The following is a 22,808-nucleotide window of genomic DNA, read 5'->3' as shown; positions in this document are numbered from 1 at the left end:
GATCAAATAACATAGAAATAATCAAGGGTGGAAAAGTTAATAGAACTCTATAAGCAATGGAAGGGTGAAGAACCTGCCAACGTGGTTAAGTTGGCTGGACAGGGGAGTAATCGCCAGTATTTCCGTATTACCCAGCAAAGTGGTGAAACGGTGGTGGGCGTCATCGGTACCAGCCGTGACGAGGATCATGCGTTCGTGTATTTAGCTAATCATTTCAATCTCAGGCAATTGCCTGTGCCGAAAATCTTAGCTGTCAGCGATGATGAACTCCGATATATTCAGACAGACCTGGGTAGTGTGTCTCTTTTTGATGCCATCAAGGGTGGTAGAGATGCGGGTGGCAGATATAATCAGAAGGAAAAGGATCTTCTGATCAAGACCATTCGTGAATTGCCTAACATCCAATTGCGTGGGGCACGTGGACTGGAGTGGGAGAATTGTTATCCGCAGCCGGAATTTGATGTGGATAGTGTGCTCTTCGACCTGAATTATTTCAAGTATTGTTTTCTGAAACCTACTGATCTGGATTTCCATGAACTGAAACTGGAAGCTAACTTCCGACTTTTTGCCAAGGATCTGACTTCTGAACCGATGGACTGTTTCCTCTATCGTGACTTCCAGGCGAGAAATATCATGCTTGACAAAGAAGGAAATCCATACTTTATTGATTTCCAGGGTGGCCGTAAGGGACCGTTCTATTATGATTTGGCTTCTTTCCTGTGGCAGGCTTCTGCTCAATATTCATTCAAGTTGAGACGGGAACTGGTATGGGAATACTATCAGTCGCTCAAGCATTATACGGAAGTTCCATCTGTCCGTCATTTCGTCAATCGCCTGAGTCTCTTTGTTCTCTTCCGTACCCTTCAGGTATTGGGCGCATACGGTTTCAGGGGATATTTCGAACGCAAGAAGCATTTCTTAGAAAGCATACCTCCTGCCATCCAGAATCTGCGTGATCTCCTGAAGATGGGGGAAAAGGTGTTCCCTTATCCTTATATGATGGATATGTTGCGCCGACTGACCGAATTGCCGCAGTTTGCCCGTATCGAAAGTGCGGCAGTCAACCGTGCTGACGGATATAAGACAACGGACAACAATATCTATATTTCGCATCCACAGGATGGTCCGGCTACTTTCTCCAAGTATGACGGCAAGGGTCCGCTGGTGGTTAGGGTTTTCAGTTTCTCTTTCAAAAAAGGTATTCCAGAGGATCCTTCTGGCAATGGAGGCGGTTATGTCTTCGACTGTCGCAGCACGCACAATCCGGGCAGATATGAACCTTATAAGAAATTGACGGGACTGGACGAGCCTGTGATTCGATTCTTAGAGGATGATGGGGAAATCCTGAAGTTCCTGGATCATGTCTATGCGCTTGCCGATCATCATGTGAATCGCTATATTCAGCGTGGTTTCACCTCCCTGATGTTCTGTTTCGGTTGTACAGGCGGTCAGCATCGCAGTGTTTATTCAGCCCAGCATCTTGCCGAGCATATCCATGAAAAGTTTGGTGTGGAGGTAAGAATTTGTCATCGGGAACAGAAGATAGAGCAGGTTTTGCCTGCAAAACAATAATATTTGGCGTGCAAATTTGGCTATATCGCAAAAAGTTAGTAAATTTGCACGCACATTAAACGATAGCTATTTGGCAATGATGCAAGCAATGATATTCGCAGCAGGTTTGGGCACTCGCCTGAAGCCTCTTACCGACCGTATTCCGAAGGCCTTGGTAAGGGTGGGGGGAGAACCTTTGCTCAAACGTGTCATCTTTCAACTGAAGGATGCAGGTTTCACTCGCATTGTAGTGAACGTGCATCATTTTTCAAATCAAATTACAGATTATCTCAAGGAGAATGACAATTTCGGCATGGACATCCGCATCAGCGATGAAACGGATAAGTTGCTCGAAACGGGTGGAGGTATCCGGAAAGCCTGGCCTCTCTTTGATTCTCATGAGCCTGTTCTGATACATAATGTGGACATTCTCAGTAATGTGGATCTGAAGAAGTTCTATCAGATGGAGACTCAGGATTTATTGGAAACTTCGGTTTCTGATGCTGAGGAACCTCCATTGGCAGCCCGACTCTTGGTAAGTGAACGCAAGACCAAGCGCTATCTTCTCTTTGATGATACGATGAGACTGGTGGGTTGGACGAATATTGAAACGGGTGAGGTGAAGAGTCCTTATCAGCATCTTGACCCTAAAAAATATAAGAAGTATGCTTTCTCCGGTATTCACATGGAGGCTCCAACTATCTTCCCGCTGATGGAAGAAGAACCAGATAAGTTCCCTATCATGGACTTCTATCTCAGAAACTGTGACAAGGTGCGCATTGAGGGGTACGTGAAAAACGACCTCAAGTTGATGGATGTGGGAAAGCAGGAAACGCTGAAAGAGGCAGAGGCGTTCCTGAAGGAATTATAAATTGTAAATTATAAATTATAAATTAGACAATATGCAACAGAAGATTATTATTTTGGATTTCGGTTCACAGACCACGCAGCTGATTGGTCGTCGTGTTCGTGAACTCGATACCTTCTGCGAGATTATGCCTTACAACAAGTTTCCAAAGGATGACCCATCTGTGATTGGTGTCATCTTGAGCGGTAGTCCTTACTCCGTTCATGATCCGGAAGCTTTCAAGGTTGATTTGAGCCAGTTTATCGGACGCATCCCTGTGCTCGGTATCTGCTATGGTGCTCAGTTCCTCTCTTACGCTCAGGGCGGTAAGGTTGAGGCTGCAGACAGCCGTGAGTATGGACGTGCCAACTTGGAGCATTTCGATGTGGAGAATCCTTTGTTCAAGGGCTTCGTTGAGAACTCGCAGGTATGGATGAGTCATGGTGATACTATCACTGCCATCCCAGAGGATTACAAGTGCATTGCTTCTACTGCTAATGTGAAGTATGCTGCATATGCTTCTACCAAGCAGCCTGTATGGGCTGTTCAGTTCCACCCAGAGGTGTTCCACTCTTTGCAGGGTACACAGTTGCTGAAGAACTTCGTGGTTGATATCTGCGGTAGTAAGCAGGACTGGAGCGCTGACTCTTTCGTAGAGACTACTGTGGCTGAGCTGAAGGCTCAGTTGGGTGACGACAAGGTTATCCTCGGTCTTTCCGGCGGTGTTGACTCAAGTGTTGCTGCTGTTCTTCTCAACAAGGCTATCGGCAAGAACCTGACCTGTATCTTCGTGGATCACGGTATGCTCCGCAAGAATGAGTTCCGTGATGTTATGGAAGATTACAAGTGCTTGGGCTTGAACGTGATTGGCGTGGATGCTTCTGAGAAGTTCTTCACTGACTTGGCTGGTGTAACAGACCCAGAGAAGAAGCGTAAGATTATCGGTCGCGACTTCGTGGAGGTGTTCAATGCTGAGGCTAAGAAGCAGACTGGTGCGAAGTGGTTGGCTCAGGGTACTATCTATCCAGACCGTATCGAGAGTTTGAATATCACGGGTAAGGTGATCAAGAGTCATCATAATGTAGGTGGTCTTCCTAAGGAGATGAATCTCCAGTTGTGCGAGCCTTTGAAATGGTTGTTCAAGGATGAGGTTCGTCGAGTAGGTCGCTCTATGGGTATGCCTGAGCACCTGATTACCCGTCATCCATTCCCAGGTCCTGGTTTGGCTGTTCGTATCTTGGGTGATATTACTCCAGAGAAGGTTCGTATTCTCCAGGATGCTGACGATATCTATATCCGTGGTTTGCGTGAGTATAAGGTGAAGTTGAGTGGTGAGGAAGCTCGTCGTGTCTTAGCTGCCGGTGTTCCTGCTGATATGCAGAATGGCGAGATAGAGGTTTCTCTCTACGATCAGATCTGGCAGGCTGGTACTGTGCTGCTTTCTACTGTTCGTTCTGTAGGTGTAATGGGTGATGAGCGTACATACGAGCACCCTGTTGCATTGCGTGCCGTAACAAGTACTGACGCAATGACTGCCGACTGGGCTCATCTGCCATACGACTTTATGGCTAAGGTAAGTAATGAGATTATCAATAAGGTAAAGGGTGTAAACCGCGTTTGCTATGATATTTCTTCAAAACCACCTTCGACAATTGAGTGGGAATAATTCCTGATTAAAATAAAAAGGGGGATGTGTCATAAGTTCATGATACATCCTCTTCTTATTTTAATCATATTATTTTCATGTTTTTCATAGTTTTGTTCATCGGATTACGCTGAGTTTACAGAACATTCTTGCTCTACGGATTATTCACGGAATTTCACGGATTTGACCTTGCGGTCATTGGGCTAACGTCGTAGCGTTCCTGCTTTAGGGGGGTATCGCTACGACCATTAGGTTGTGATTCTCAGTCTGGTCCAAAGTCCTCTTGGGATGAGGTGCCAGAAGAATACGAGGATAGCGTAACGCCAATCAATGACTTTCACTTCTTTTCCTTTTTCGATGGCACGAACGATGTGCTTGGCTACATCTTCTGGTTGAAGCTGGAGTGGATAAGTACTGCCTGCTATGAGGTCTGTCTTTACAAATCCGGGTCTGATATCCGTGATGGAGATAGGGAGATGGCGCATTCTTGCCTGTTGGGAAAGACATTCAAGATAATGGTTCTGGAATCGCTTGGTGGCTGAATAGGCTGGGGCAGCACCGAGTCCTTTGGTTCCGGCGATGGAAGTGATGCAGGCAATGCGGGCTTTTGAATTGTTCTGATGATGAGTAGCAAACCAGTTGAATGCCGTATCTACCATGCGTGTGAATCCCAAACCATTGGTTTCTACAGTCTTCAACTCCTTTTCTATATCGAGCGAGTTGTTCTGCCAGCCAATGCCTGAACTGTGGAAATACAGGTCCATTCCTCCCAACTTGTCAATGAGTTCGAGAAGCTGGGAAGGTGCTTCGGTGGAAGTCACATCGATTTGCTGATAACAGATGATTCCGCCTTGTGGCGTTGCTTTGTTATCAGGAATCAGAGCCTGCAATCTTTCGATTCTTCTTCCGGCTATTCCTACCTGCCATCCTTTTGCAGCAAGCAGTTTTGCCACTTCCATTCCGATGCCCGAAGTGGCACCCATTACAATTGCTTTCTTTGCCATATTGTCCTATTATATTAAGGTGAAGTCTTGTTTAACTCTATCTAAACATCTAAATCGTTTTTACTCTTCAGCAGGTCTTCCGCCTTCTTCACGCTTCCTGCTTTCAGTATCAGTTGCTTCACTTCCTCGTAATTCGTGTATTCCGGATTGCGTTCCATGAAGATGCGGCAGGCGCGGTCGATGAGTTTATGGTTGATAAGCTTGGCGTTCACCATCTTGTTGCCTTCCACCCGTCCTTGCCTGATCTGAAGGGAAGTGCTTATCATATCCAGAATCATCTTCTGTGATGAACCGGCTTTCATGCGGGTACTTCCCGTTACAAATTCCGGTCCTGTGATGACTTCTACGGGATAATCGGCAGTCAAGGCAATGGGAGCGTGGGGATTGTTGACGATGCATCCTGTCGGAATGCCTTCCTCCTTGCAATGTTTCAGAATAGCGAGTACGAAGGGAGTTGTTCCGCTGGCGGAGAACCCCAGCACGAAATCTTGCTTTGAAATATGCTTGGTGCAGAGTTGCTGCCATCCGTCTTCAAGATCATCTTCGCGTGATTCCTTCGTTTGGGTAAGGCAGCCGATGCCTCCCGGGAAGATGGCCTGTATCTGTGAACCGTCTATGCCATAGGTGTTCTGCACTTCGATGGTATCGAGCGTGGCCAGTCTTCCGCCCGTTCCGCAACCGGCATAGAAAAGTCTTCCGCCCTTCTTCAACTGCTGTTCGATGGCGGAAATCAGTTGGTTGATGGCTGGTAATGCTTTTTCTATTGCCTGAGCCACCTTCTTGTTTTCTGCATTGATATGGGCGGTGAGTTCATCCACGCTCATCTTTTCCAGATGTTCGTAGAGCGAGCTCTGTTCTGTTATTCTCTTTTCTTCTTTATTTGGCATATTACTTTATCTTTAGGGTGTAGATTTCGAAAAGCTTGATTTCTGGCTATTTCCTATGGCTATAGCCGATAATTCTGATGCAGGCTTCTATTCTTCTGCCAGGAAATAAACCGGAGCATTGCGTGAACCTTCTTTAATCAGAAAACCGGATTTTTCCAGTTGCTTTAACCAGTTGAGGGCAGTCTGTTTGCGGATATGAAATTCCATTTCCAGGGTTCTGCGGTTGATGGAGCGATGGCTTTTCATATACTCTCTTATTTTCTCCTTCAAGGTATCTTCAGAGAAAGGGTAGGAGCGGGAAGTATATTGTGATTTCTCGAAATGAGTTTGATACTTCACCTGTTTCAGCAGATCTTCATTGGGGCGGAACTTGATGCCCCTTACGCTAACGTAGTCGGCTCTCACCTTGCTGTCAGGCTTCAGTTCATCCATATCCAGATTTACCGAGAGTGAGAGGTATCCGATTTCCGGGATGTTGATACGCTTTCCATCCTGCAGGTCTTCTTCGATAATGTCACGCAGTTGCATGAAGACTGTAGCCACTTCTCCCTTTCCCAAACAGCTATGTTGGGCTATTCGTTCTATCATCTGCTTGGCTGTCATCGCAGGTTGCTCAAAGATATGGGCGAATCGGCGTGTCTCTTCGTTTCCTCCAGCATTGGGAAGATAATGTATTTCATATTTTATAGCCATCGTTTTCTCAGTATTATGTCAGCAAGAATAATATGTCCTTGTTATCACCCGTTATTGTCTGGTTGATGTCGCAAAGATAAATAATTATTCTGAGAATCAAGAAGAAAAGAGGAAAGAAATACAGATAGAATTTGGAAATACTGTGATTGGTTGTTTGAAAAGACAGAAATAGTTGTTTGAAGAGATAGGATAAATTGTCGTAAGAGATAGAATCGTCAGCCGCACAACAGCTGTTATGCAATCGCACATCAGCTGTTGTGCGGTTGTCTGCCACGTGTTGTGCGCTCGTAAGCCAGTTGTTGTGCAGTAGTTTTTGTAACAATGCTATTATGACTTTAAGCTGAATACAGAAGGCATGAATTTAAACTCAGGAGAAATACATGAGTTAGAGATTGATTTTGGAGGTGCAACGAGATTTATAGGAATTAATCCACAACCTGATTATACAACAATGAGTGGATTTGGTTATACTGATTCCAAGAAGATAGAACAAATTTCTTTTAAAGGCTTGAAGACTTATTGTCAATTTGTTGAAACATCAGGAATTCAGTCAGTTCGGGTCTATTTGCTGACTGCAATTTGTTCATTGTTCTTTACGTTATTCATAAAAACATTGGTCAAGTTGATTGCTGATTGTTGGGGATATTGGATAATGAGACAAAATAAATAGTTTGTTATTGAAAACATCCTTCAGCAAAACTCTTTGATACTTTGAATGTTCAATGAAATTACTGAAGGATGTTTCTATAATGGTAATTCTTTTAATTGCTTTTTAGCCATTTCTGACACTAAATCTATTAGTTCCTTAGCTGGCTCAACCAATGGAAGTACCTCTGTTTCCATATCAAGAATATGACGGTCTTCATAGTCGCCAGTTAATCGTAAGGAGAAAAGCTGATTGAAAGTCTTGCCATACTTTTTGTCAATGAGGTTGTTTTTCAAAAAGACTTTTCCAAACATTTGGATTACGCCATTATGAGTACTAGCTTCATACTTATAAGAAATGAGTAAAGCAGAAACAGCATAGTAAGCTGCATAGTATAAACGATTGGCTGATGTTTCGACATAACCATTTTTTATAGAACCGACAGCTTCTTGGTAAGTACGGTAGGCTTTTTCTATTCTGTACTTTACAATCTCGGTTCTGTCAGTGTCTGTAAGTTGTCCCTTTATCATATTGCAATTCCTTCCTTATTTACGTTATGATAGAATAAGGTATAATGGTTCTCCTCCCATTCTTTTTGGGAGAAGAGTACAGGGTTGATGATTTCATCAATATCCCAGCCTAATTCTCTTAGTGGATAAGAATACTTATCGTAATCTTGAAGCGTAACTTTTGGTTTGTCTAGAAGAATCAATACATCCCAATCACTTCCTTCATGTTCTGTACCTCTAGCGCGGGAACCAAACAAGATGGCTTTTGCATGAGGATCAATCTCATGCAATCTATTGTGCATTGCTTCTATGATTTGTTTCTTCTCCATATCTATCAATATTAATATATGTGTTGCAAAAATACGAGTTTTCTTTCTAATCACCAAATTTTTAACATAAAATTCTGTCTAATATCTTAAATTAAGTGTTTGGTGAGTTTTTTATATCTGTGGTGTCTGTGGCTTTATCTGGTAACTACCAGCACCCCCCAGGGCATAAGTAGTTACCTTACTGTTGTACGACAGCAAGTATAGCATTGAATTTAGAGTTTCCATTCTTCATGGCTGTTTCCGCTATAGAATGTAGCTTGGCAAAATCATCGGCACCTTCATCGGTACGGAAGCATCCGCTGACTTTCTGCTTTATCTTTCTCACCCCTCGTTCGCTGGCATTATTGTCATAAGGCACAAGTGGATTGGAGAGGAAAGTGAACAGATAGTCTTTTACCTTTAGGATGCCTTTCTTGAATCTCTCAAACTCTTCATCGAGGTGCGACAGGCTTTCTCCCAAGAGGTTCTTCATCTTGGTCTTCAGTACCTTTATCTTTCTCTGCGTGATAGTGTTGTTTCGCCTAAGGTCGATGGCGTGCGCTAACAGATGGATAAACCTTCGAGACCAGTCCTGCTTTGCATCTAGCTCGTTAAGATATTCGGCATTTCTTAACAGGTGAGCCAGACAGACTTGATGATCCTTGACATTCATCTTGAAATAAGTTTGCTTTCTGTCGGTCACAAGCGTTGAATGGGGCAGACCGTTAGGAAACTTGGAATCTACGGCCTCCTGCCCTCTCGACTTCAACTGATACACATAGGTAAGAGCATCTGTTTGGAATATCCAGTTCCAGTGCAACTGCTTTCCCACAACAACACTCCGAATAAAATATACTTACATTTAAGAGGACCGTAAATCACAATTTTTAGGTATTGCATATTCCTCATAGAAGTCGTACCTTTGCACCCTCAAAAGAAAATAAGGTAAAAAGACAAAAATTAATATGAGAGTGAACAAAAAAATAGGTCTGTGCATTCTTTCATCAATGGCCATTAGCACGAAGCTGAATGCACAGGTAGGAAAAGACTCTGTCCTTCTTGAAGAAGTTCAGGTAGTGGGTAAATCAAAGGCACGCAGAATGCAAGAGCAAGCTTACGCCATCTCTGTCTTGGACTTAAAGAAACAATACCAGACAGCGGCTCCCTTGAACAAGCTTCTTAATAGTGTTACGAGCGTCAAGATTAGAGAAGACGGTGGACTGGGTTCTAACTATAGCTTCTCCCTGAATGGCTTCTCTGGCAATCAGGTGAAGTTCTTCATCGATGGCATCCCTATGGATAACTTTGGCTCTTCCTTCAACTTGGCCAATATCTCCGCAAACATGGCTGACAGAATCGAGGTGTATAAGGGTGTGTTACCTGTATATCTCGGCTCTGACGCACTGGGTGGAGCAGTGAACATCGTGTCACGCAAAAATGCCAACTACCTGGATGCCACCTACTCCATCGGTTCTTATAATACGCACCGCTTCTCTATCAATGGAGCTTACACAGCACATGGAGGATTCACCATCAGAGCCAACGCCTTCGCCAACTACTCTGACAACAACTATAAGGTATGGGCACCTATCGTCAACCTTTCCACCAACAAACAAGAGGGCTATGAATGGGTGAAAAGATTCAATGATGGCTACCACTCATTCGGTTTGAAAGTGGAAAGCGGCATCGTGGGCAAATCCTGGGCAGACTACTTGCTCCTGGGCTTGATTGCATCCACCGATAAGAATAATGTACAAACAGGAGCCACAATGGATGCGGTGTATGGTGGTGTAAAGACCAAGAGTTTCTCCATCATCCCAAGCATTAAGTACAAGAAAGATGACTTGTTCTTGCCAGGACTGTCTTTGTCTCTTTATGGCACGTACAATATCGTGAACACCCAGAATGTAGATACGCTTGCCAGAAAGTATAACTGGAAGGGGGAATATGTTACCAGTACATCGGCTGGTGAAGGTTACCTCACCGATGCTACCATCAAGGAACGCCAGTGGCAAGCCAATGCCAATCTGAACTACGTCATAGATGACCACCAGTCGGTCACTTTGAACAATGTATTCACTGCCATGCGCAGAAAGAGCGATGACAAGATGTACCCAGACGATGAGATGAACAATGTACCACAGCAACTCACCAAAAACATCACAGGCTTGGGCTATCAGGTGAGATTCCAAAGATGGAATGCCAACATCTTCGGTAAGATGTACCGACTCTATAGCTCCACCTATAAGCTGATGGACCAGTTCACCGATAACCAACGATGGGAGAAGGTGTCTGACAGAAAGCATCGCTTTGGTTATGGAGCCGCTGCCACTTATTACATCTTACCTTCTTTGCAAGCCAAGGTTTCCTTTGAGCGTGCCTTCCGTATGCCAGAGACCGTGGAGATGTTTGGTGACGGAATGGTTCAGAAGAGTAACCCAGACCTCAAACCAGAGAGTAGCAACAACTTCAATGCGGGCCTTCTCTTTGACCAAAACTTTGGTCCTCACAGAGTGCAGGCAGAGGTCAACTACATCTATAGAAACACCAAGGACTTCATCTTGAAGGGAGTGAGCTTGACCAGCAACCCTACCACCAGTTATGACAACATTGGCAAGGTGCATACGCGTGGTATAGAGGCCTCTCTGGGATATTTTTACAAGAGAAATCTCCATATCAATGGAAATTTCACCTACCAAGACATCAAGGACAAGCTGGAGTTTGAGAAATCACAGAATACCTACGTGGGCGATGGCATCACTGAGAACATCACCTTCGGACAGCGTTTGCCAAACATTCCATATCTCTTCATGAATGGACACGCTGACTACAATTTCTTTGATTTCGGGTGGAAGGGCAACACCCTCTCCCTCAATTATGACATACAGTATATCCATAGCTACTATCTCTCCTTCACCGGACTGGGAGCCAAGGCCACCAAGAAGGTCATACCAGAGCAGCTGAGTCACAATGTATCTCTGGGTTACAGCATGAAAGATGGCAGATACAGCGTCATATTGGAATGCACGGACATCACTAACGAGAAACTGTATGACAACTATCGCTTGCAAAAACCAGGCAGAACATTCAACATGAAGTTCAGATATTACATCAGCAAATAACATCCATTGAATTAAAAGAAATTTGATTAGACAATGAAAAAATTATATAGCAGCATCATGCTCATGGCCACCATAGCCATGACATCCCTCACTCTGTCATCATGCGACGATGACCTCAGTGGCGAGCAAGAGATTCCAAACGCCCCTTACGTGCTTAGCTTGGGCGTAACCTCCAGTGGCAATACCTCCTATTACGTGGTTTCTACAGACAACTTGATGGAAGGAACCATCAATGCTGTAGGAAAAGGTATTGAGCAAAATGGTTATCACGATTATCAACAAGGCGGCAATACCATCTTCTGCATCGGAGGACTGGGAGTAACCAACGCCACAGGAGTGGTAAGAGGCTCCGACGGTCTTCTGAAGGAACAAGGAGAATTCGTTTTCAATAACTCCATCAATGGATTTTGCCAAGTGGATGGGAACACGATGGTGGCCCTGGAACTGCCAAGCAATAAGGAAAGCGGTAACAAATTGACTTTTTATACGGTAGATGCCCATACGGCAGCCATCACGTCCAAAAACAGCGAGACTTCTGTTTCTCCAATAGATAAGCTCGACTGGCCAAGCATCACGGGAATGGCACATAGTGGCGGCAACCTCTATGTTACTTATACACCAATGAATAGCAAAACATTCGAGACTGCTTACACTGACACGTGCTTTGTAGCGGTATATTCCTATCCAGAGTTCAAGTTTGTCAAGCTGATGAAAGACACTCGAATGGGACCTGGTGGATCATGGAACGCCTTCAATGGATTTGTCAAGGATGAGGAAGACAACCTCTACGTGATGTCCAACTCCGCCATTTCCAACGGATACTCTCAAAGTACCAAGCATGCAGGCTTTCTGAGAATCAAGAAGGGATCCACCACCTTTGACGAGGACTACTTCTTCGATTTCGAACAGGCCACAGGTGGGTTAAAACCTGCCCATATCCAATATATCGGCAATGGCCTCGTCTTTGCAGAAGTGAGCACCATCAACCCTCAAACCGCCAATGACAGATGGGGCGACAAAAGCCTAAAATGCTGCATCATCGACCTCAAAAACAAAACTGTAAAAGACGTGGAAGGAATTCCTGTGCACAATGGAAATGGTGGCAGAAGATTCGCTTGCCTCATTGAAAACGGCTACGCTTTCCTGCCGGTGTCAACAACTGATGGCATCTACATCTACAGAACCGATATTGCCACAGCCAAGGCCGAGAGAGGAACTCGTGTCTCCACATCTTTCGTAGGAGGCTTTTTCAAACTACCATAAACAGCAAAAAAGCTGAAAATAGGAAAAATATATCAAGAACGGATGAACATCAAAAGATTATGCTACCTACTCCACTTATGGATAGGTCTAGCCACTGGAATCATCGTCTTTGTTGTCAGCATAACAGGGGCTATCTATCTCTTCAAGGATGAGATCAGCTCAACCTGTCAACCTTGGAAAAAGGTGGAGGTAAGGAATCAGCCTTTTCTCCAACCTTCCAAGCTGATAGAGATTGCCAACACACAAAGCCACCAAGAAAGTCCTTCCGCCATCACCATAGGCGAAAAGGATGAAGCCGTATGGGTGGATTACTTCGGAGAGAAGGGACAGACAACCATTTATCTGAATCCTTATGACGGAAAGATAATCCATACTAGCCACTTAGGAACCGATGAGTTTGACTTTTACCGATTTATCTTGAACGGACACCTGTATATGTGGTTTCCTCGAACCATCGGAAAACCTTTGGTTAGCTATGGAGTCTTGCTTTTCTTCCTGACCCTCCTCACAGGATTGGTCATCTGGATGCCAAAGCATATGACGACACTTCTTCTGAAGAAACGTCTCGCCTTTCATCGTCCATTCAAGTGGAGACGATTCGTATATGATCTTCATAATGTATTGGGTATATACATGCTCCTACCGATAATAGTGGTAAGTATCACAGGCCTTATCTTCGGCTTAGATTGGTTCAGTCATGGCATCTACCAACTGGCCTCTGGCGGAAAACAGATGGAAGCATATACCTTGCCTCCATCCGATTCTCTCCATATCCAGAGTAAAATGGCAAGCATCGACCTGCTGCAAGCCAAGATTCTAAAAGAGAGTCCTAACGCAGTACAATACTACTATGTGCTCCCTGCCGATAGCCTGGGAAGCTATAGAGTGAGTGTGGTACATGAGAAAGGTTCCTATTATAAACAAGACAACCTCTTCTTTGACCAATATACTCTCAAAGAGCTAAAAGGAACAGGTCCATATGCTGGAAGATACAAGGATGGCACACCAGCAGATAAACTGATTCATGCCACTTTGGACCTACATGAAGGCATCATCTTGGGATGGATAGGCAAAATCATCATGCTATTTGCTGCACTTACATCAGCTTCATTGCCTATTACAGGTTTCCTGCTGTGGAGAAGAAAGAAAAACCAAAAGAAACCAGTAGGATAAGAAGATGTACATCAAGCAAATACACCCATAAAAATAGAAGGCAGACTTGGATATCCATCATACTCCATGTCTGCCTTCAATCAATAACTTTTTACGGTTAATTTTCTGTAATTATGTAATGTGGCATTATCGTAATTGCAAAAAAAGATGTATTTTTGTAGGCAAGAATCGTATAAAAAACAAGACCCGATAGCTTGACGAATCAGAGGCTACCGGGAATCAACGCTACAAAGATAGTGCTTTTTCTTGTTATAACCAAGTAAATGAACGAATCTTTATGGAATATTTAGAATTTGAACGAATCTTGTCTGCCAAGCGAATGCAGAGATATAAAGATGCTGCGAATGGTGAGACTCGCAAGGCTATGGCTTTGTATCGCTACAGCTTACGTCTGTCGCAGGAGATGTTTACAATAGTCAGCTGCTTTGAAGTGGCATTGCGTAATGCAATTGATGGTCTTTTGGTGACAACATTCTCTTGGATGGGAATAGATTCTCGTTCAATGTTATATGGACTCGACCATGTGCAGAGTGTCTGTACCAAGATTAACAGTTTGAAAGAGTAATATTCAGAATAGCTTATGAATAAAGAAAAAGAAGATTTCTTCCTCCATTCCAACGAGGTGAATCATATCAACAGAGAAAATTACGACAAGATAGAATTATTGGTGAATGCGGCAAAGGCCTTTGCCCGCAGCACCTACCAGTGTGTCTATATCATCGACTATTTTCATCAGGACTTCATCTATGCATCAGATAACCTCGCTTATCTCTGCGGATTGGAACCCGAGCAACTGATGGAGGCTGGCTATCAGATGTATATCGACCATGTTCCGGATGCCGACCTGCAGATGCTGCTCGAAGTGAACAAGAAAGGTTTTGACCTTTTCAACGAATTGCCTGTGGGCGACCGCCTCGACTCTACCATCTCGTACGACTTTCATCTTACCAATGGCAGACATAGCCGATTGATTCATCATCAACTCACTCCGATACTTCTTTCAGATGATGGAAGAATCTGGCTTGCCCTCTGCACCGTATCATTGGCAGCAACCGATGAACCGGGACATATCATCATGCAGAAGAATGGTGAGCGTAGCTATTTTGAATATTCCACATTGCGCCACAAGTGGGAAAAGAAAGAAGGCATAACCTTGAGCGAGACTGAGAGAGATGTTTTGAGATTGTCTGCCCAAGGTTACACGATGAATGATATTGCCGACCGACTATGCAAATCGGTTGACACTATAAAGGCTTGCAAGCGCAACCTTTTCGCCAAGATGGGCGTGAAGAACATTGCCGAAGCGCTGTTTCATGCCACGAACTATCAGATGATATAATCGCAATCATATCTCTTCCAACAATGGCGAGAGATAGAACTTGGGGAAGTATTTCACCTCCTTGCCTTCCGCAAGGTTTACGAGGATGTTGGCACAATAGCCGGCGGTAATATATGCCCCGATGCCCAGTTGCGGGAAAGACTCCTCAGAATAATGCCTGATAGCTTCATCTATCCAAGGCAAGGGCATCTGCCAGAACATACCGTACTGCGAGATATACTTGCCCAGTGAGCAACGGAAATCATCCGTTCCTTTTTTCACTACTTCGCTGAATGGATAGCCTTTCGGTTTCTCTACAGCGAGAAAGGCAGCCTTGCCAAGATTGACGGCATGGATAACGGTGATGCCCTGCTCCTTGCATTTCTCATCGAAAGCAAAAGAGGCTTCGTTGTCATGCAAGGTTGCATTCACCGCATATCGGATGCCCGACAAGTCGCATGCATCCACATCTTCCATCGTCAGCGTATCCTTTTCTATGCGATAGATTTGAAATCTATCTTCCTGCCGATGGCTTTCATGGAAGTCATGGTGCAAGGCACAGGAGGCTATCAAGCCTCCCATGTCTGCGCCACTAATCAACAATTTTATTGGGTTGTTCATTTATAGAGAGATTTTTTGTCATTACACCATTACCGGATGCTGCAGATAGGCAGATTACATTCTGTTCTTCTGACTTTCTCCTGCACCCGTACCCTTATACTTGCTTCTTGTAGTATTGAACTTATATCGTACAGTAAGCGACACTTTACTTGTTGACAGTCCATCATATACCATTTCCTTTATTTTGCCAAAATGAGCAATCATGTGGCTATCGTTTGTCCCGAACAAATCATAGATGAAGAGCTGAAACGACAAACGGTCTTTCAAGAAAGCCTTATATGCAGAAACATTCGTGCAAAACATTGGCTTGTACAGATACTGATTCTCTTCATGGCCTTTCGTGATATACGACATCATCAACGTAAACATTCCCAATTTGGTGTTGAGCGTATTGTCAAAACGGAAAGAAGCCATTGGCTTGTTGAGCGCTTTTCCATCGTGCGTCTCCATATCAAACCATTGCTTGTCAACGGATGCAGTAAACGAAGGATACCAAATGCCAAACGAAGGGCGCAAGTTGATGGATGCCTCTACGTCATTATACGAATTCCCATTCAAAGGCTTCAACAAGCCTATTGCAGGATTATCCTTATAAGTCTCCACAGTGGATATAATCGGATTGGAAGTATGACTGTAGGTCATGTCGAATGTCAACCATTTGTAAGCCAACTCGTAGTTGAGATTTCTGCTTATCTGAGATACCAGAAATGGATTTCCCGTTTCATACGTGTATCGGTTGTCATACTGAATGCCACTGCGCAAATTATGATAGGAAGGACGATTAATGTCGGCTGCATAGCTCAATTGCATCTGTACCTTGCCTACAGGCATCGATAAGCTAAGCGATGGGAACCAATTGCCGTACGACTTGCTTTGCCCAGGCACATACTTGCCATATTCATAGTAATTGAAGTCGATGTACTCGTATCTCATACCTGCCTCCAAACTCAGATTACCGAAATCTCTTGAATAGGTCAAGAATGAAGATGTCATACTTTCTGTAATACGGCTGTCGTCATCCGATACCAAGTTAGTTGGCACCACTTGATACTTTGAGGTACGATGGGTATTGGAATATTCACCACCCAAAGACAAATTACCTCCTGATAATGGGTAAGAAAGCACCAGCTTGGAAGCGAGCAGATGATAGTCCTTGTTAGTCAAGCAATGAGCCGTTTGGCTTTGTGCATTCATCCCCACTTCCTGGTATTGCTCTTTGGTAACATCGTTCTGGTATTCCTTCGACCATAGCCAATCTGTATTGAAATCGATGCTGAGCTTACCAATCTTTCCTACATAGTAAATATTGCTTGAAAGATTATTCTTCTGCCAAAAGAAATCAGCATGACTGTCAGAATTTTCAGACAATTCTTCGTCTTGCAATATAGAAGAACTCATATCGCCGTTCCATGCTTGCTTAGGATTTCTAAGAAAACCAAAGTTGGCACCTATAGAGTTGTTGGCATTCAACTGGTAGCTGGCATCCAATCGAAAGTTCATGGCTTCGATAATACCTACTTGTCTTATCTTACTTTTCTGGTTCCACGTCTTGTCAAGATAAGTCTTCTGCTGTAAGTCTTTATTGTCTGGCTGGTATTGTCTTGCTCCAAAAGCGTATGCGCTCAGCTCTAATCCATTCTTGCGATAGTTCATATTCAGCCTGCCATATCCTCCAATGTTCTTTTTCTCGTCGTACGATCCTTCTGTTGTAGCGTCAAATCCGAAGCCCTCGCCTTGTATCTTCTTCGTTGTGATACGGATGACCGCCTTGGTGCTGGCTGCGTAACGAGCACCAGGGTTAGTGATGACTTCCACCGACTTGATGTTATCTGAATGCAAACGGTCCAGCTCGCTCTTGTCTCTCATCTGTCGTCCATTGATATAGATAACAGGCTCACCGCGTCCGAATACCTTGATGCTGCCATTCTGGGCAGACACGTTAGGGATGCGGTCGAGCAGGTTCTCCATGGTTCCTGCCTTCTCAAGTACGGATCCGACAATGGTTGTCGTCATTCCGCCATTCTTCAGGATAGTCTTAGGCAGGGATGACTTCACGACTACTTCGCCGAGCATCTTACTGTCTTCTTCCATCTTGATAATGCCCACATTCTCACCAGTGCAATCCTTGCAGATTGTCTTATAGCCTACGGAGGTCACCTTGATGATTCCACCATTGCAGGAAGAGTCGATGACAAAGCTGCCATCCTCTCCACTCACTGCGCCCTTGATGAAAGCCGAGTCTGTTCTATTCAATAATACTACATTGGCAAACGCCAAAGGTTCTCCCTTGGTGTTCATCACCTTGCCGATGATATTCTGCGCCATCATCGGAGTCATAGCCGAGAGGCACAACGTTGTGGTAAAAATTACTTTTTCCTTCATATTGCTACAGTTTTGCTTGATTCTTTTATTTTTCTGCTGCAAAAGTATAGCTTTTAAGGAAAAAGCCTTTGACACAAAAGTGTATTTCTCAAGAGTGCGGCTTAAGAATTACACTTTTGTGTATAAAAAGAAAGGATAAATAGCGTTTGGTGATAGGGGATAAATAAGGTAAAAGCATTTTTTATCTTATGCTTTTTCGATTACCCAATTTTCGATATTCCCAGTTTTACTGTCGAAGTTGATGCCGACCTTGGTTATTGGCTTGCCGCTTAGCGCAAATCGTTTGTGATAGTTCTTCAGGTTGATTTGCTGCATTGCAGACTTCGCACTCCTGTCCAGCTTAATCTCCAACAGGAAAAGGTCTGTATGGGTGAGCAATACGATATCAACTCTGCCGTTGGGTGTATGAACTTCAACGTCCACCTGATAGTCTGTAAGTAGAGAGAATATGATGAAGAGCATCTGCTGGTAATGTCCCTCATAATGAGCGTTGTTGCAGTAAGGAACAGTTCCCAGGAATGTTTGGAGTAAGGTTAATGCCTCCTCCATATTCTGCTTATCCAATGCCTGTGCGATACGACGGGCTGTATTGGTTGTTGCAAGCGTATTCTGTGTGACGTATGATGGAATCAGTGCCTTGGTCAGTCCCATTTTTACCTCCTTGTTAGGAACATCAAGAACGTAATAGTTGTAGTCTTCATGATATTCCTTGATGGTGATATATCCACTTTGGTAAAGCAGCGGCATGATGGTTGGCATATTCTCCGTAGGAACATCAAACTCGCTGGCATCAGCCTCCACTCGTGTGATGACGTCTGTTGGAACTACCTGATATTTGCGCATCATATTGATGAGATAAGTTGGAGTGCCGGAAGTAAACCAATAGGATCCGAACTTGTTTTCTGCAAAGCAATTCAGCAGGCTATATGGATTGAAGATATCAGGTGAGAATCTTGTGAAATGATAGCCGTCATAATTCTCTTTCAACTTGTCGATTACTTGCTCTTTCGTTATGTTTCTTCTTCGGGCAAGCTCCTCAATATCTTCCGACATCTGCATCAGAAGTTCTTCTTTGGTGATGCCACAGATACCAGCATAGTCATCATTCATGGATATGTTGGTGATGTTGTTCAGTTCGCTGAAGATGCTGATTTGCGAGAACTTGGTGATGCCTGTCAGGAAGACAAAGCGTAGTTTAGCTTCGCTGTATTTCAAAGGACTGAAAAAGTTGCGCATGATATTGCGCAAGGTATCCAACTGCTCTTGCTCGTGAGCCACATCCAGCATGGGCGCATCATATTCATCAATAAGCACAACTACCTGTTTTCCGGATTTCTCGTATGCAGTATTGATCAGTTCTGTCAATCGGTTATTGGCATCAATTTGTGGCTGTGTGATACCCCATTTCTTTTCTTCTGTTTCCAGAATGAATGCGAGATATCTCTCCAGCTGTTCTTTATTCATGTGTTTCCCTCCGCTCAAATCAAAGTGGAGCACAGGATATTCTGTCCACTCCTTTTCCAGCTTTTCGATGGCAAGACCATTGAATAAGTCTTTCTTGCCTTCAAAGTAACTCTGGAGGGTGGTGAGAAACAGGGATTTTCCAAAGCGGCGCGGACGTCCCAAGAAGAAATAGGTACCGCTGGTGTGCGTCAGGCGGTAAACGTATTCCGTCTTGTCGATATAGAGCTTGTTTTCCTTGCGGATTCGCTCGAAAGTCTGTATGCCTAATGGATATAACTTAAGTGCCATAATCTTCGATGTTTATATTTTCTCCACAAATGTACAATTATTATTTGATATATGCAAATAATCAAGCGCTTTTATGTTCTTTAACAATTTTTCGTGCAGTATTCATGCTGGTTTCATATCTATATATGGATAAATTGTGCAAAATAATATACTCATGGATTCAAATATACAAACTTTAGTATTTAAAGCAAAACAAGGAGATAATAGTGCTTTCAGCACATTGTATCAGATATATTATCCTAAAATGAAAGGTATATGTATCAATATTCTTAAAGAGGACAAGGATGTCATTGATGACCTTGTCCAAGATGCATTTATACTAGCGCTTGTATCTTTGAAAGATTTGAAGAATCCTAACAGATTCGGTCAATGGCTTACAAGTATAACTTCTAATCTTGCATTAAAATACAAAGAAAAGGGTAATACATTTAGATATATTTCTTTATCAGATATAGATGAAAGTGTGATTGACAGCTGTGATGATTGTAGAAATACAGTATCTTCTATCCAATACGAGGATATTATGGCTGAAATTGATAAATTACCAGTTGGATACAAAAAGGTATTCAAGCTTTCTGTGCTAGATGGTTTGTCTCATCAGGAAATTGCAAAGTTGCTTGATATAGCTCCACACAGTTCTTCTTCGCAATTAGCGAGAGCTAAGGCTTTGTTGAGAAACAAATTGAGCAAGAGAACAATACTAATTATGGTATTGGTCCTCATCATTATTCCTGTATATAAGCAACTTATAACCCAAAAACAGCTTCTTTCAGAAAATGATACCAATATAACACGCAGACGTAAAATAAAAGGTCAAGTTAGTCCAGCATCAAAGAACGATGTTGACTCTACAAACTGTACCCCAAAGCAGAATCCATGTACTCATTATCACAAGATACTATCCATGGAGACTATAGCAGCAATGCGTGATGACACAACGGAAATAAAACATAATATAATTGCCAATATAACAGATACCTTGCAAGATGAAAAGCAGTTTGCTGTAAATAGAACTGATAGTATCTTGGTAAAAGATTCTATCATCGCCCCTAATCTCTATAAGGAATTATGGATTACAGAAAATATTGAGGTTCACAAAAGGAATAAGTGGCAATTACTGGCTGCAGGTTCTTTGGGTACGACTCTTGTACAGAGTGTATGTAAGTTTATGAAAAGTAACGATATTACTAATGATTTGCCTTCTGGTCCGGACCTGCCAACAGACCCAACCATCCCTTCTGGGAAGTATTTCACGACATGGGAAGACTATGCAAAAGAGCTACATCGCATATCTCAGGCAGACCCTACTACAGAAAATGTAGCCATGGCAGATATTGCAGACCACAATAGTGGAGAAATAGTAGAAGTAGAACATCATGACAAGCCAATAACATTGAGCATTGCTGTAAATAAAAACATAGGTAAAAGATGGAGTTTAGAGACAGGACTTCAATATTCTTATCTGAAATCATATCTCATTCTTGGTACTGGCAGCTATCGTGTTGACAAGGAACAAAAGCTCCACTATCTTGGTGTTCCTTTCAAACTGTCTTATCAATTTATGAAGTTCAAGAGATTGTCAACTTATGGTTCTGTAGGTACTGGTATTCTGATTCCTATATATGGAAAAACTGATGCAGATTATATCGTTGGAGATAAGTCTGCGTACACAACAGATTGGAAACTGATGCTCCCGATACAGTGGTCTGTAAATACAAACATCGGAATCCAATATCACTTTGCACCAAATCTGAATCTGTTTATAGAACCAACCATGAATTGGTACATTCCGAATGGTAGCTGTATTAAGAATGCTTGGACAGAACGTCCATTCACATTTACCGTTCCGTTTGGAATAAGGTTCTCTTGGTAAAAAGTCTCTTTTTGCATGCAGTCTTTTTGGCAAATTTGTATCTATATGATAAAAGGTCAAAACATTATATAGATATGCAGAAAAGACATACAGATAGAAAGATGTACTTCCATGACTTGGAAATTACATCAAAAGAGTTTTACGTCAGCTACTTATCTACTTTCAAAAAGTTGACTTCGAAAAGTAGAGTATTAGAGGTGGGGTGTGGCGAAGGAGGCAATTTAGTCCCCTTTGCCCAACTTGGCTGTAGAGTTACAGGAATAGACATAGCAGAATGCAGAATAATAGATGCGAAAGCATACTTTTCGGAAATCTGCGAAAATGCCACATTCGTGTGTTGCGACTTTATGAAATACCTTGCGCCAATCAATGAAGAGGAAAAGTTTGACGTGATTCTATTACATGATGTAATAGAACATGTTCCAACGAAAGGAGAATTTCTGTTACACCTCAAAAGTTTTCTAAAGTCAACAGGCGTTCTCTTTGTCGGATTCCCTGCATGGCAGATGCCGTTTGGTGGACATCAACAGATTTGCCGAAGCAAACTCTGTTCGCACTTTCCGTTCATACATCTGCTACCAAACTCTATGTATAATTCATTATTGAAACTATGCAAAGAGGAAGATGGTACTATAAGCGAGCTGATGAGCATAAAAGAGTGCAGAACAAGTATAGAGTTATTTGAAAAATTGATAAAAAGATGTGCATTTTCTGTTGTTGACAAGAAGTTTTGGTTTATCAATCCTCATTATAAGCAGAAGTTCAAGCTTACTCCATCGTTGTTGCCTCGTTTTGCTTGGAAAATTAAGTATGCAAGGAATTTCTTCACTACTTCTTGTTGGTACACATTGAATTTGAGCAATACGTAAAAGTAATACTCTTGTAGAGAGATAGAATATAAAAAAGCAGAAAGAGAAATCTCATGCAAGTTTTGAAAACGATTTGCGTTTATTAAATAGTTATAACCCTTTAATATAAAGAAGCGTATGAAATTTAGAATGATTTTTATGGCATTAGCAGCTTTGCTTTGTTTGGCAAGTTGTAGCGATGATGATTCTGGAATCCAGCTCACTGAAGACGAAGTAACCGGTGATATAATTACTGGCAAGCAGATTGTTATTAACACTCTTACAACCTATACCGATGGTGGCTGCAAGGTGAATGTTAATGGAGCTAACTCGCTCTAAATTGGACTTTGATTGAAAATCAAGAAG

22 protein-coding genes are annotated in these 22,808 nt (G+C 42.9%); 12 read left to right on the top strand and 10 right to left on the bottom strand.

All coding sequences use genetic code 11. From position 1 onward, the window contains the following. Nucleotides 1-27 precede the first annotated feature (27 nt). From DW917_RS11710 to guaA, 3 genes are all read left to right on the top strand, one after another. Entirely contained in the window at nt 28-1,572 is a 1,545-nt protein-coding gene (locus tag DW917_RS11710) for an RNase adapter RapZ (RefSeq protein WP_118118925.1), read from the top strand. Nucleotides 1,573-1,648: 76 nt separating this feature from the next. Further along, nucleotides 1,649-2,422 (top strand): nucleotidyltransferase family protein, encoded by a 774-nt coding sequence (locus DW917_RS11705; protein ID WP_118118923.1) that lies wholly within the window; start codon nt 1,649-1,651, stop codon nt 2,420-2,422. Between the two features lie 31 nt (nt 2,423-2,453). Beyond that, complete coding sequence (gene guaA / locus DW917_RS11700; protein ID WP_118118921.1) at nt 2,454-4,064, top strand: glutamine-hydrolyzing GMP synthase; 1,611 nt, start codon at nt 2,454-2,456, stop codon at nt 4,062-4,064. Between the two features lie 227 nt (nt 4,065-4,291). On the opposite strand, the gene DW917_RS11695 is transcribed toward guaA, so the two are convergent. From DW917_RS11695 to DW917_RS17235, 4 genes are all read right to left on the bottom strand, one after another. Then, entirely contained in the window at nt 4,292-5,047 is a 756-nt protein-coding gene (locus DW917_RS11695) for an SDR family oxidoreductase (protein WP_118118919.1), read from the bottom strand. A gap of 41 nt (nt 5,048-5,088) precedes the next feature. Further along, entirely contained in the window at nt 5,089-5,934 is an 846-nt protein-coding gene (locus DW917_RS11690; protein ID WP_118118917.1) for an N-acetylmuramic acid 6-phosphate etherase, read from the bottom strand. An 87-nt stretch (nt 5,935-6,021) separates the two neighbouring features. Then, complete coding sequence (locus DW917_RS11685) at nt 6,022-6,627, bottom strand: HU family DNA-binding protein (RefSeq protein WP_118118915.1); 606 nt, start codon at nt 6,625-6,627, stop codon at nt 6,022-6,024. A gap of 13 nt (nt 6,628-6,640) precedes the next feature. Beyond that, nucleotides 6,641-6,949 (bottom strand): hypothetical protein, encoded by a 309-nt coding sequence (locus DW917_RS17235; protein WP_158570130.1) that lies wholly within the window; start codon nt 6,947-6,949, stop codon nt 6,641-6,643. A gap of 33 nt (nt 6,950-6,982) precedes the next feature. On the opposite strand from DW917_RS17235, the gene DW917_RS11680 reads away from it, so the two are divergent. Next, complete coding sequence (locus DW917_RS11680; protein WP_118118913.1) at nt 6,983-7,297, top strand: hypothetical protein; 315 nt, start codon at nt 6,983-6,985, stop codon at nt 7,295-7,297. Nucleotides 7,298-7,371: 74 nt separating this feature from the next. Here the strand turns inward: DW917_RS11680 and DW917_RS11675 are convergent, their stop codons facing one another. The 3 genes from DW917_RS11675 to DW917_RS11665 form a co-directional block, all read right to left on the bottom strand. After that, nucleotides 7,372-7,803 (bottom strand): HEPN domain-containing protein, encoded by a 432-nt coding sequence (locus DW917_RS11675; RefSeq protein WP_118118912.1) that lies wholly within the window; start codon nt 7,801-7,803, stop codon nt 7,372-7,374. Continuing rightward, nucleotides 7,800-8,111: a nucleotidyltransferase domain-containing protein gene (locus DW917_RS11670; protein WP_118118910.1), complete on the bottom strand. Its 312-nt coding sequence runs from the start codon at nt 8,109-8,111 to the stop codon at nt 7,800-7,802. Before DW917_RS11670 ends, DW917_RS11675 begins: the two co-directional genes overlap by 4 nt. A 178-nt stretch (nt 8,112-8,289) precedes the next feature. Beyond that, nucleotides 8,290-8,922, bottom strand: a complete 633-nt coding sequence (locus DW917_RS11665; RefSeq protein WP_233524722.1) for a transposase — start codon at nt 8,920-8,922, stop codon at nt 8,290-8,292. 175 nt (nt 8,923-9,097) lie between these two features. Between DW917_RS11665 and DW917_RS11660 the strand changes: the two genes are divergently transcribed. The 5 genes from DW917_RS11660 to DW917_RS11640 all read left to right on the top strand — a co-directional run bounded on the left by DW917_RS11660 (nt 9,098) and on the right by DW917_RS11640 (nt 14,987). Continuing rightward, nucleotides 9,098-11,212 carry a TonB-dependent receptor gene (locus tag DW917_RS11660; protein WP_233524723.1) on the top strand — a complete coding sequence of 705 codons (2,115 nt, stop codon included), beginning with the start codon at nt 9,098-9,100 and terminating at the stop codon, nt 11,210-11,212. A 33-nt stretch (nt 11,213-11,245) separates the two neighbouring features. After that, nucleotides 11,246-12,475 (top strand): DUF4374 domain-containing protein, encoded by a 1,230-nt coding sequence (locus DW917_RS11655; protein ID WP_118118904.1) that lies wholly within the window; start codon nt 11,246-11,248, stop codon nt 12,473-12,475. A 42-nt stretch (nt 12,476-12,517) separates the two neighbouring features. Continuing rightward, nucleotides 12,518-13,648 (top strand): PepSY domain-containing protein, encoded by a 1,131-nt coding sequence (locus DW917_RS11650; protein ID WP_118118902.1) that lies wholly within the window; start codon nt 12,518-12,520, stop codon nt 13,646-13,648. 277 nt (nt 13,649-13,925) lie between these two features. After that, entirely contained in the window at nt 13,926-14,213 is a 288-nt protein-coding gene (locus DW917_RS11645) for a hypothetical protein (RefSeq protein ID WP_118118900.1), read from the top strand. 15 nt (nt 14,214-14,228) lie between these two features. Beyond that, entirely contained in the window at nt 14,229-14,987 is a 759-nt protein-coding gene (locus DW917_RS11640; protein ID WP_118118898.1) for a helix-turn-helix transcriptional regulator, read from the top strand. Between the two features lie 6 nt (nt 14,988-14,993). Here the strand turns inward: DW917_RS11640 and DW917_RS11635 are convergent, their stop codons facing one another. The 3 genes from DW917_RS11635 to DW917_RS11625 form a co-directional block, all read right to left on the bottom strand. Next, nucleotides 14,994-15,587: a hypothetical protein gene (locus tag DW917_RS11635; protein ID WP_147344178.1), complete on the bottom strand. Its 594-nt coding sequence runs from the start codon at nt 15,585-15,587 to the stop codon at nt 14,994-14,996. 54 nt (nt 15,588-15,641) lie between these two features. Beyond that, nucleotides 15,642-17,969 carry a TonB-dependent receptor domain-containing protein gene (locus DW917_RS11630; RefSeq protein ID WP_118118941.1) on the bottom strand — a complete coding sequence of 776 codons (2,328 nt, stop codon included), beginning with the start codon at nt 17,967-17,969 and terminating at the stop codon, nt 15,642-15,644. A 186-nt stretch (nt 17,970-18,155) separates the two neighbouring features. Then, on the bottom strand, nt 18,156-19,721 hold the full coding sequence (locus DW917_RS11625; RefSeq protein WP_118118895.1) for an ATP-binding protein: 1,566 nt from the start codon (nt 19,719-19,721) through the stop codon (nt 18,156-18,158). A 154-nt stretch (nt 19,722-19,875) separates the two neighbouring features. Here DW917_RS11625 and DW917_RS11620 point away from each other — a divergent pair, with 154 nt between their 5' ends. From DW917_RS11620 to DW917_RS11610, 3 genes are all read left to right on the top strand, one after another. Next, complete coding sequence (locus DW917_RS11620; protein WP_118118893.1) at nt 19,876-21,594, top strand: sigma-70 family RNA polymerase sigma factor; 1,719 nt, start codon at nt 19,876-19,878, stop codon at nt 21,592-21,594. A gap of 74 nt (nt 21,595-21,668) precedes the next feature. Further along, nucleotides 21,669-22,463 (top strand): bifunctional 2-polyprenyl-6-hydroxyphenol methylase/3-demethylubiquinol 3-O-methyltransferase UbiG, encoded by a 795-nt coding sequence (locus DW917_RS11615; protein WP_118118939.1) that lies wholly within the window; start codon nt 21,669-21,671, stop codon nt 22,461-22,463. A 138-nt stretch (nt 22,464-22,601) separates the two neighbouring features. Continuing rightward, nucleotides 22,602-22,781 (top strand): hypothetical protein, encoded by a 180-nt coding sequence (locus DW917_RS11610; protein WP_118118891.1) that lies wholly within the window; start codon nt 22,602-22,604, stop codon nt 22,779-22,781. The last annotated feature ends 27 nt before the right edge of the window (nt 22,782-22,808 follow it).

Origin of the sequence: Prevotella sp. AM42-24 (assembly GCF_003461825.1) — a bacterium.
Classification (GTDB): Bacteria; Bacteroidota; Bacteroidia; order Bacteroidales; family Bacteroidaceae; genus Prevotella; species Prevotella hominis.
The sequence above is the reverse complement of the archived record's forward strand: the minus strand, read 5'-3'. Positions and strand labels throughout refer to the sequence as shown.

Coding starts and splice junctions, on each gene's coding strand:
- DW917_RS11705 (WP_118118923.1), top strand. CDS start 1,649: ATGATGCAAGCAATGATATTCGCAGCAGGTTTGGGCACTCGCCTGAAG.
- guaA (WP_118118921.1), top strand. CDS start 2,454: ATGCAACAGAAGATTATTATTTTGGATTTCGGTTCACAGACCACGCAG.
- DW917_RS11695 (WP_118118919.1), bottom strand. CDS start 5,047: ATGGCAAAGAAAGCAATTGTAATGGGTGCCACTTCGGGCATCGGAATG.
- DW917_RS11690 (WP_118118917.1), bottom strand. CDS start 5,934: ATGCCAAATAAAGAAGAAAAGAGAATAACAGAACAGAGCTCGCTCTAC.
- DW917_RS11685 (WP_118118915.1), bottom strand. CDS start 6,627: ATGGCTATAAAATATGAAATACATTATCTTCCCAATGCTGGAGGAAAC.
- DW917_RS11680 (WP_118118913.1), top strand. CDS start 6,983: ATGAATTTAAACTCAGGAGAAATACATGAGTTAGAGATTGATTTTGGA.
- DW917_RS11675 (WP_118118912.1), bottom strand. CDS start 7,803: ATGATAAAGGGACAACTTACAGACACTGACAGAACCGAGATTGTAAAG.
- DW917_RS11670 (WP_118118910.1), bottom strand. CDS start 8,111: ATGGAGAAGAAACAAATCATAGAAGCAATGCACAATAGATTGCATGAG.
- DW917_RS11660 (WP_233524723.1), top strand. CDS start 9,098: ATGGCCATTAGCACGAAGCTGAATGCACAGGTAGGAAAAGACTCTGTC.
- DW917_RS11655 (WP_118118904.1), top strand. CDS start 11,246: ATGAAAAAATTATATAGCAGCATCATGCTCATGGCCACCATAGCCATG.
- DW917_RS11650 (WP_118118902.1), top strand. CDS start 12,518: ATGAACATCAAAAGATTATGCTACCTACTCCACTTATGGATAGGTCTA.
- DW917_RS11645 (WP_118118900.1), top strand. CDS start 13,926: ATGGAATATTTAGAATTTGAACGAATCTTGTCTGCCAAGCGAATGCAG.
- DW917_RS11640 (WP_118118898.1), top strand. CDS start 14,229: ATGAATAAAGAAAAAGAAGATTTCTTCCTCCATTCCAACGAGGTGAAT.
- DW917_RS11635 (WP_147344178.1), bottom strand. CDS start 15,587: ATGAACAACCCAATAAAATTGTTGATTAGTGGCGCAGACATGGGAGGC.
- DW917_RS11630 (WP_118118941.1), bottom strand. CDS start 17,969: ATGAAGGAAAAAGTAATTTTTACCACAACGTTGTGCCTCTCGGCTATG.
- DW917_RS11625 (WP_118118895.1), bottom strand. CDS start 19,721: ATGGCACTTAAGTTATATCCATTAGGCATACAGACTTTCGAGCGAATC.
- DW917_RS11620 (WP_118118893.1), top strand. CDS start 19,876: ATGGATTCAAATATACAAACTTTAGTATTTAAAGCAAAACAAGGAGAT.
- DW917_RS11615 (WP_118118939.1), top strand. CDS start 21,669: ATGCAGAAAAGACATACAGATAGAAAGATGTACTTCCATGACTTGGAA.
- DW917_RS11610 (WP_118118891.1), top strand. CDS start 22,602: ATGGCATTAGCAGCTTTGCTTTGTTTGGCAAGTTGTAGCGATGATGAT.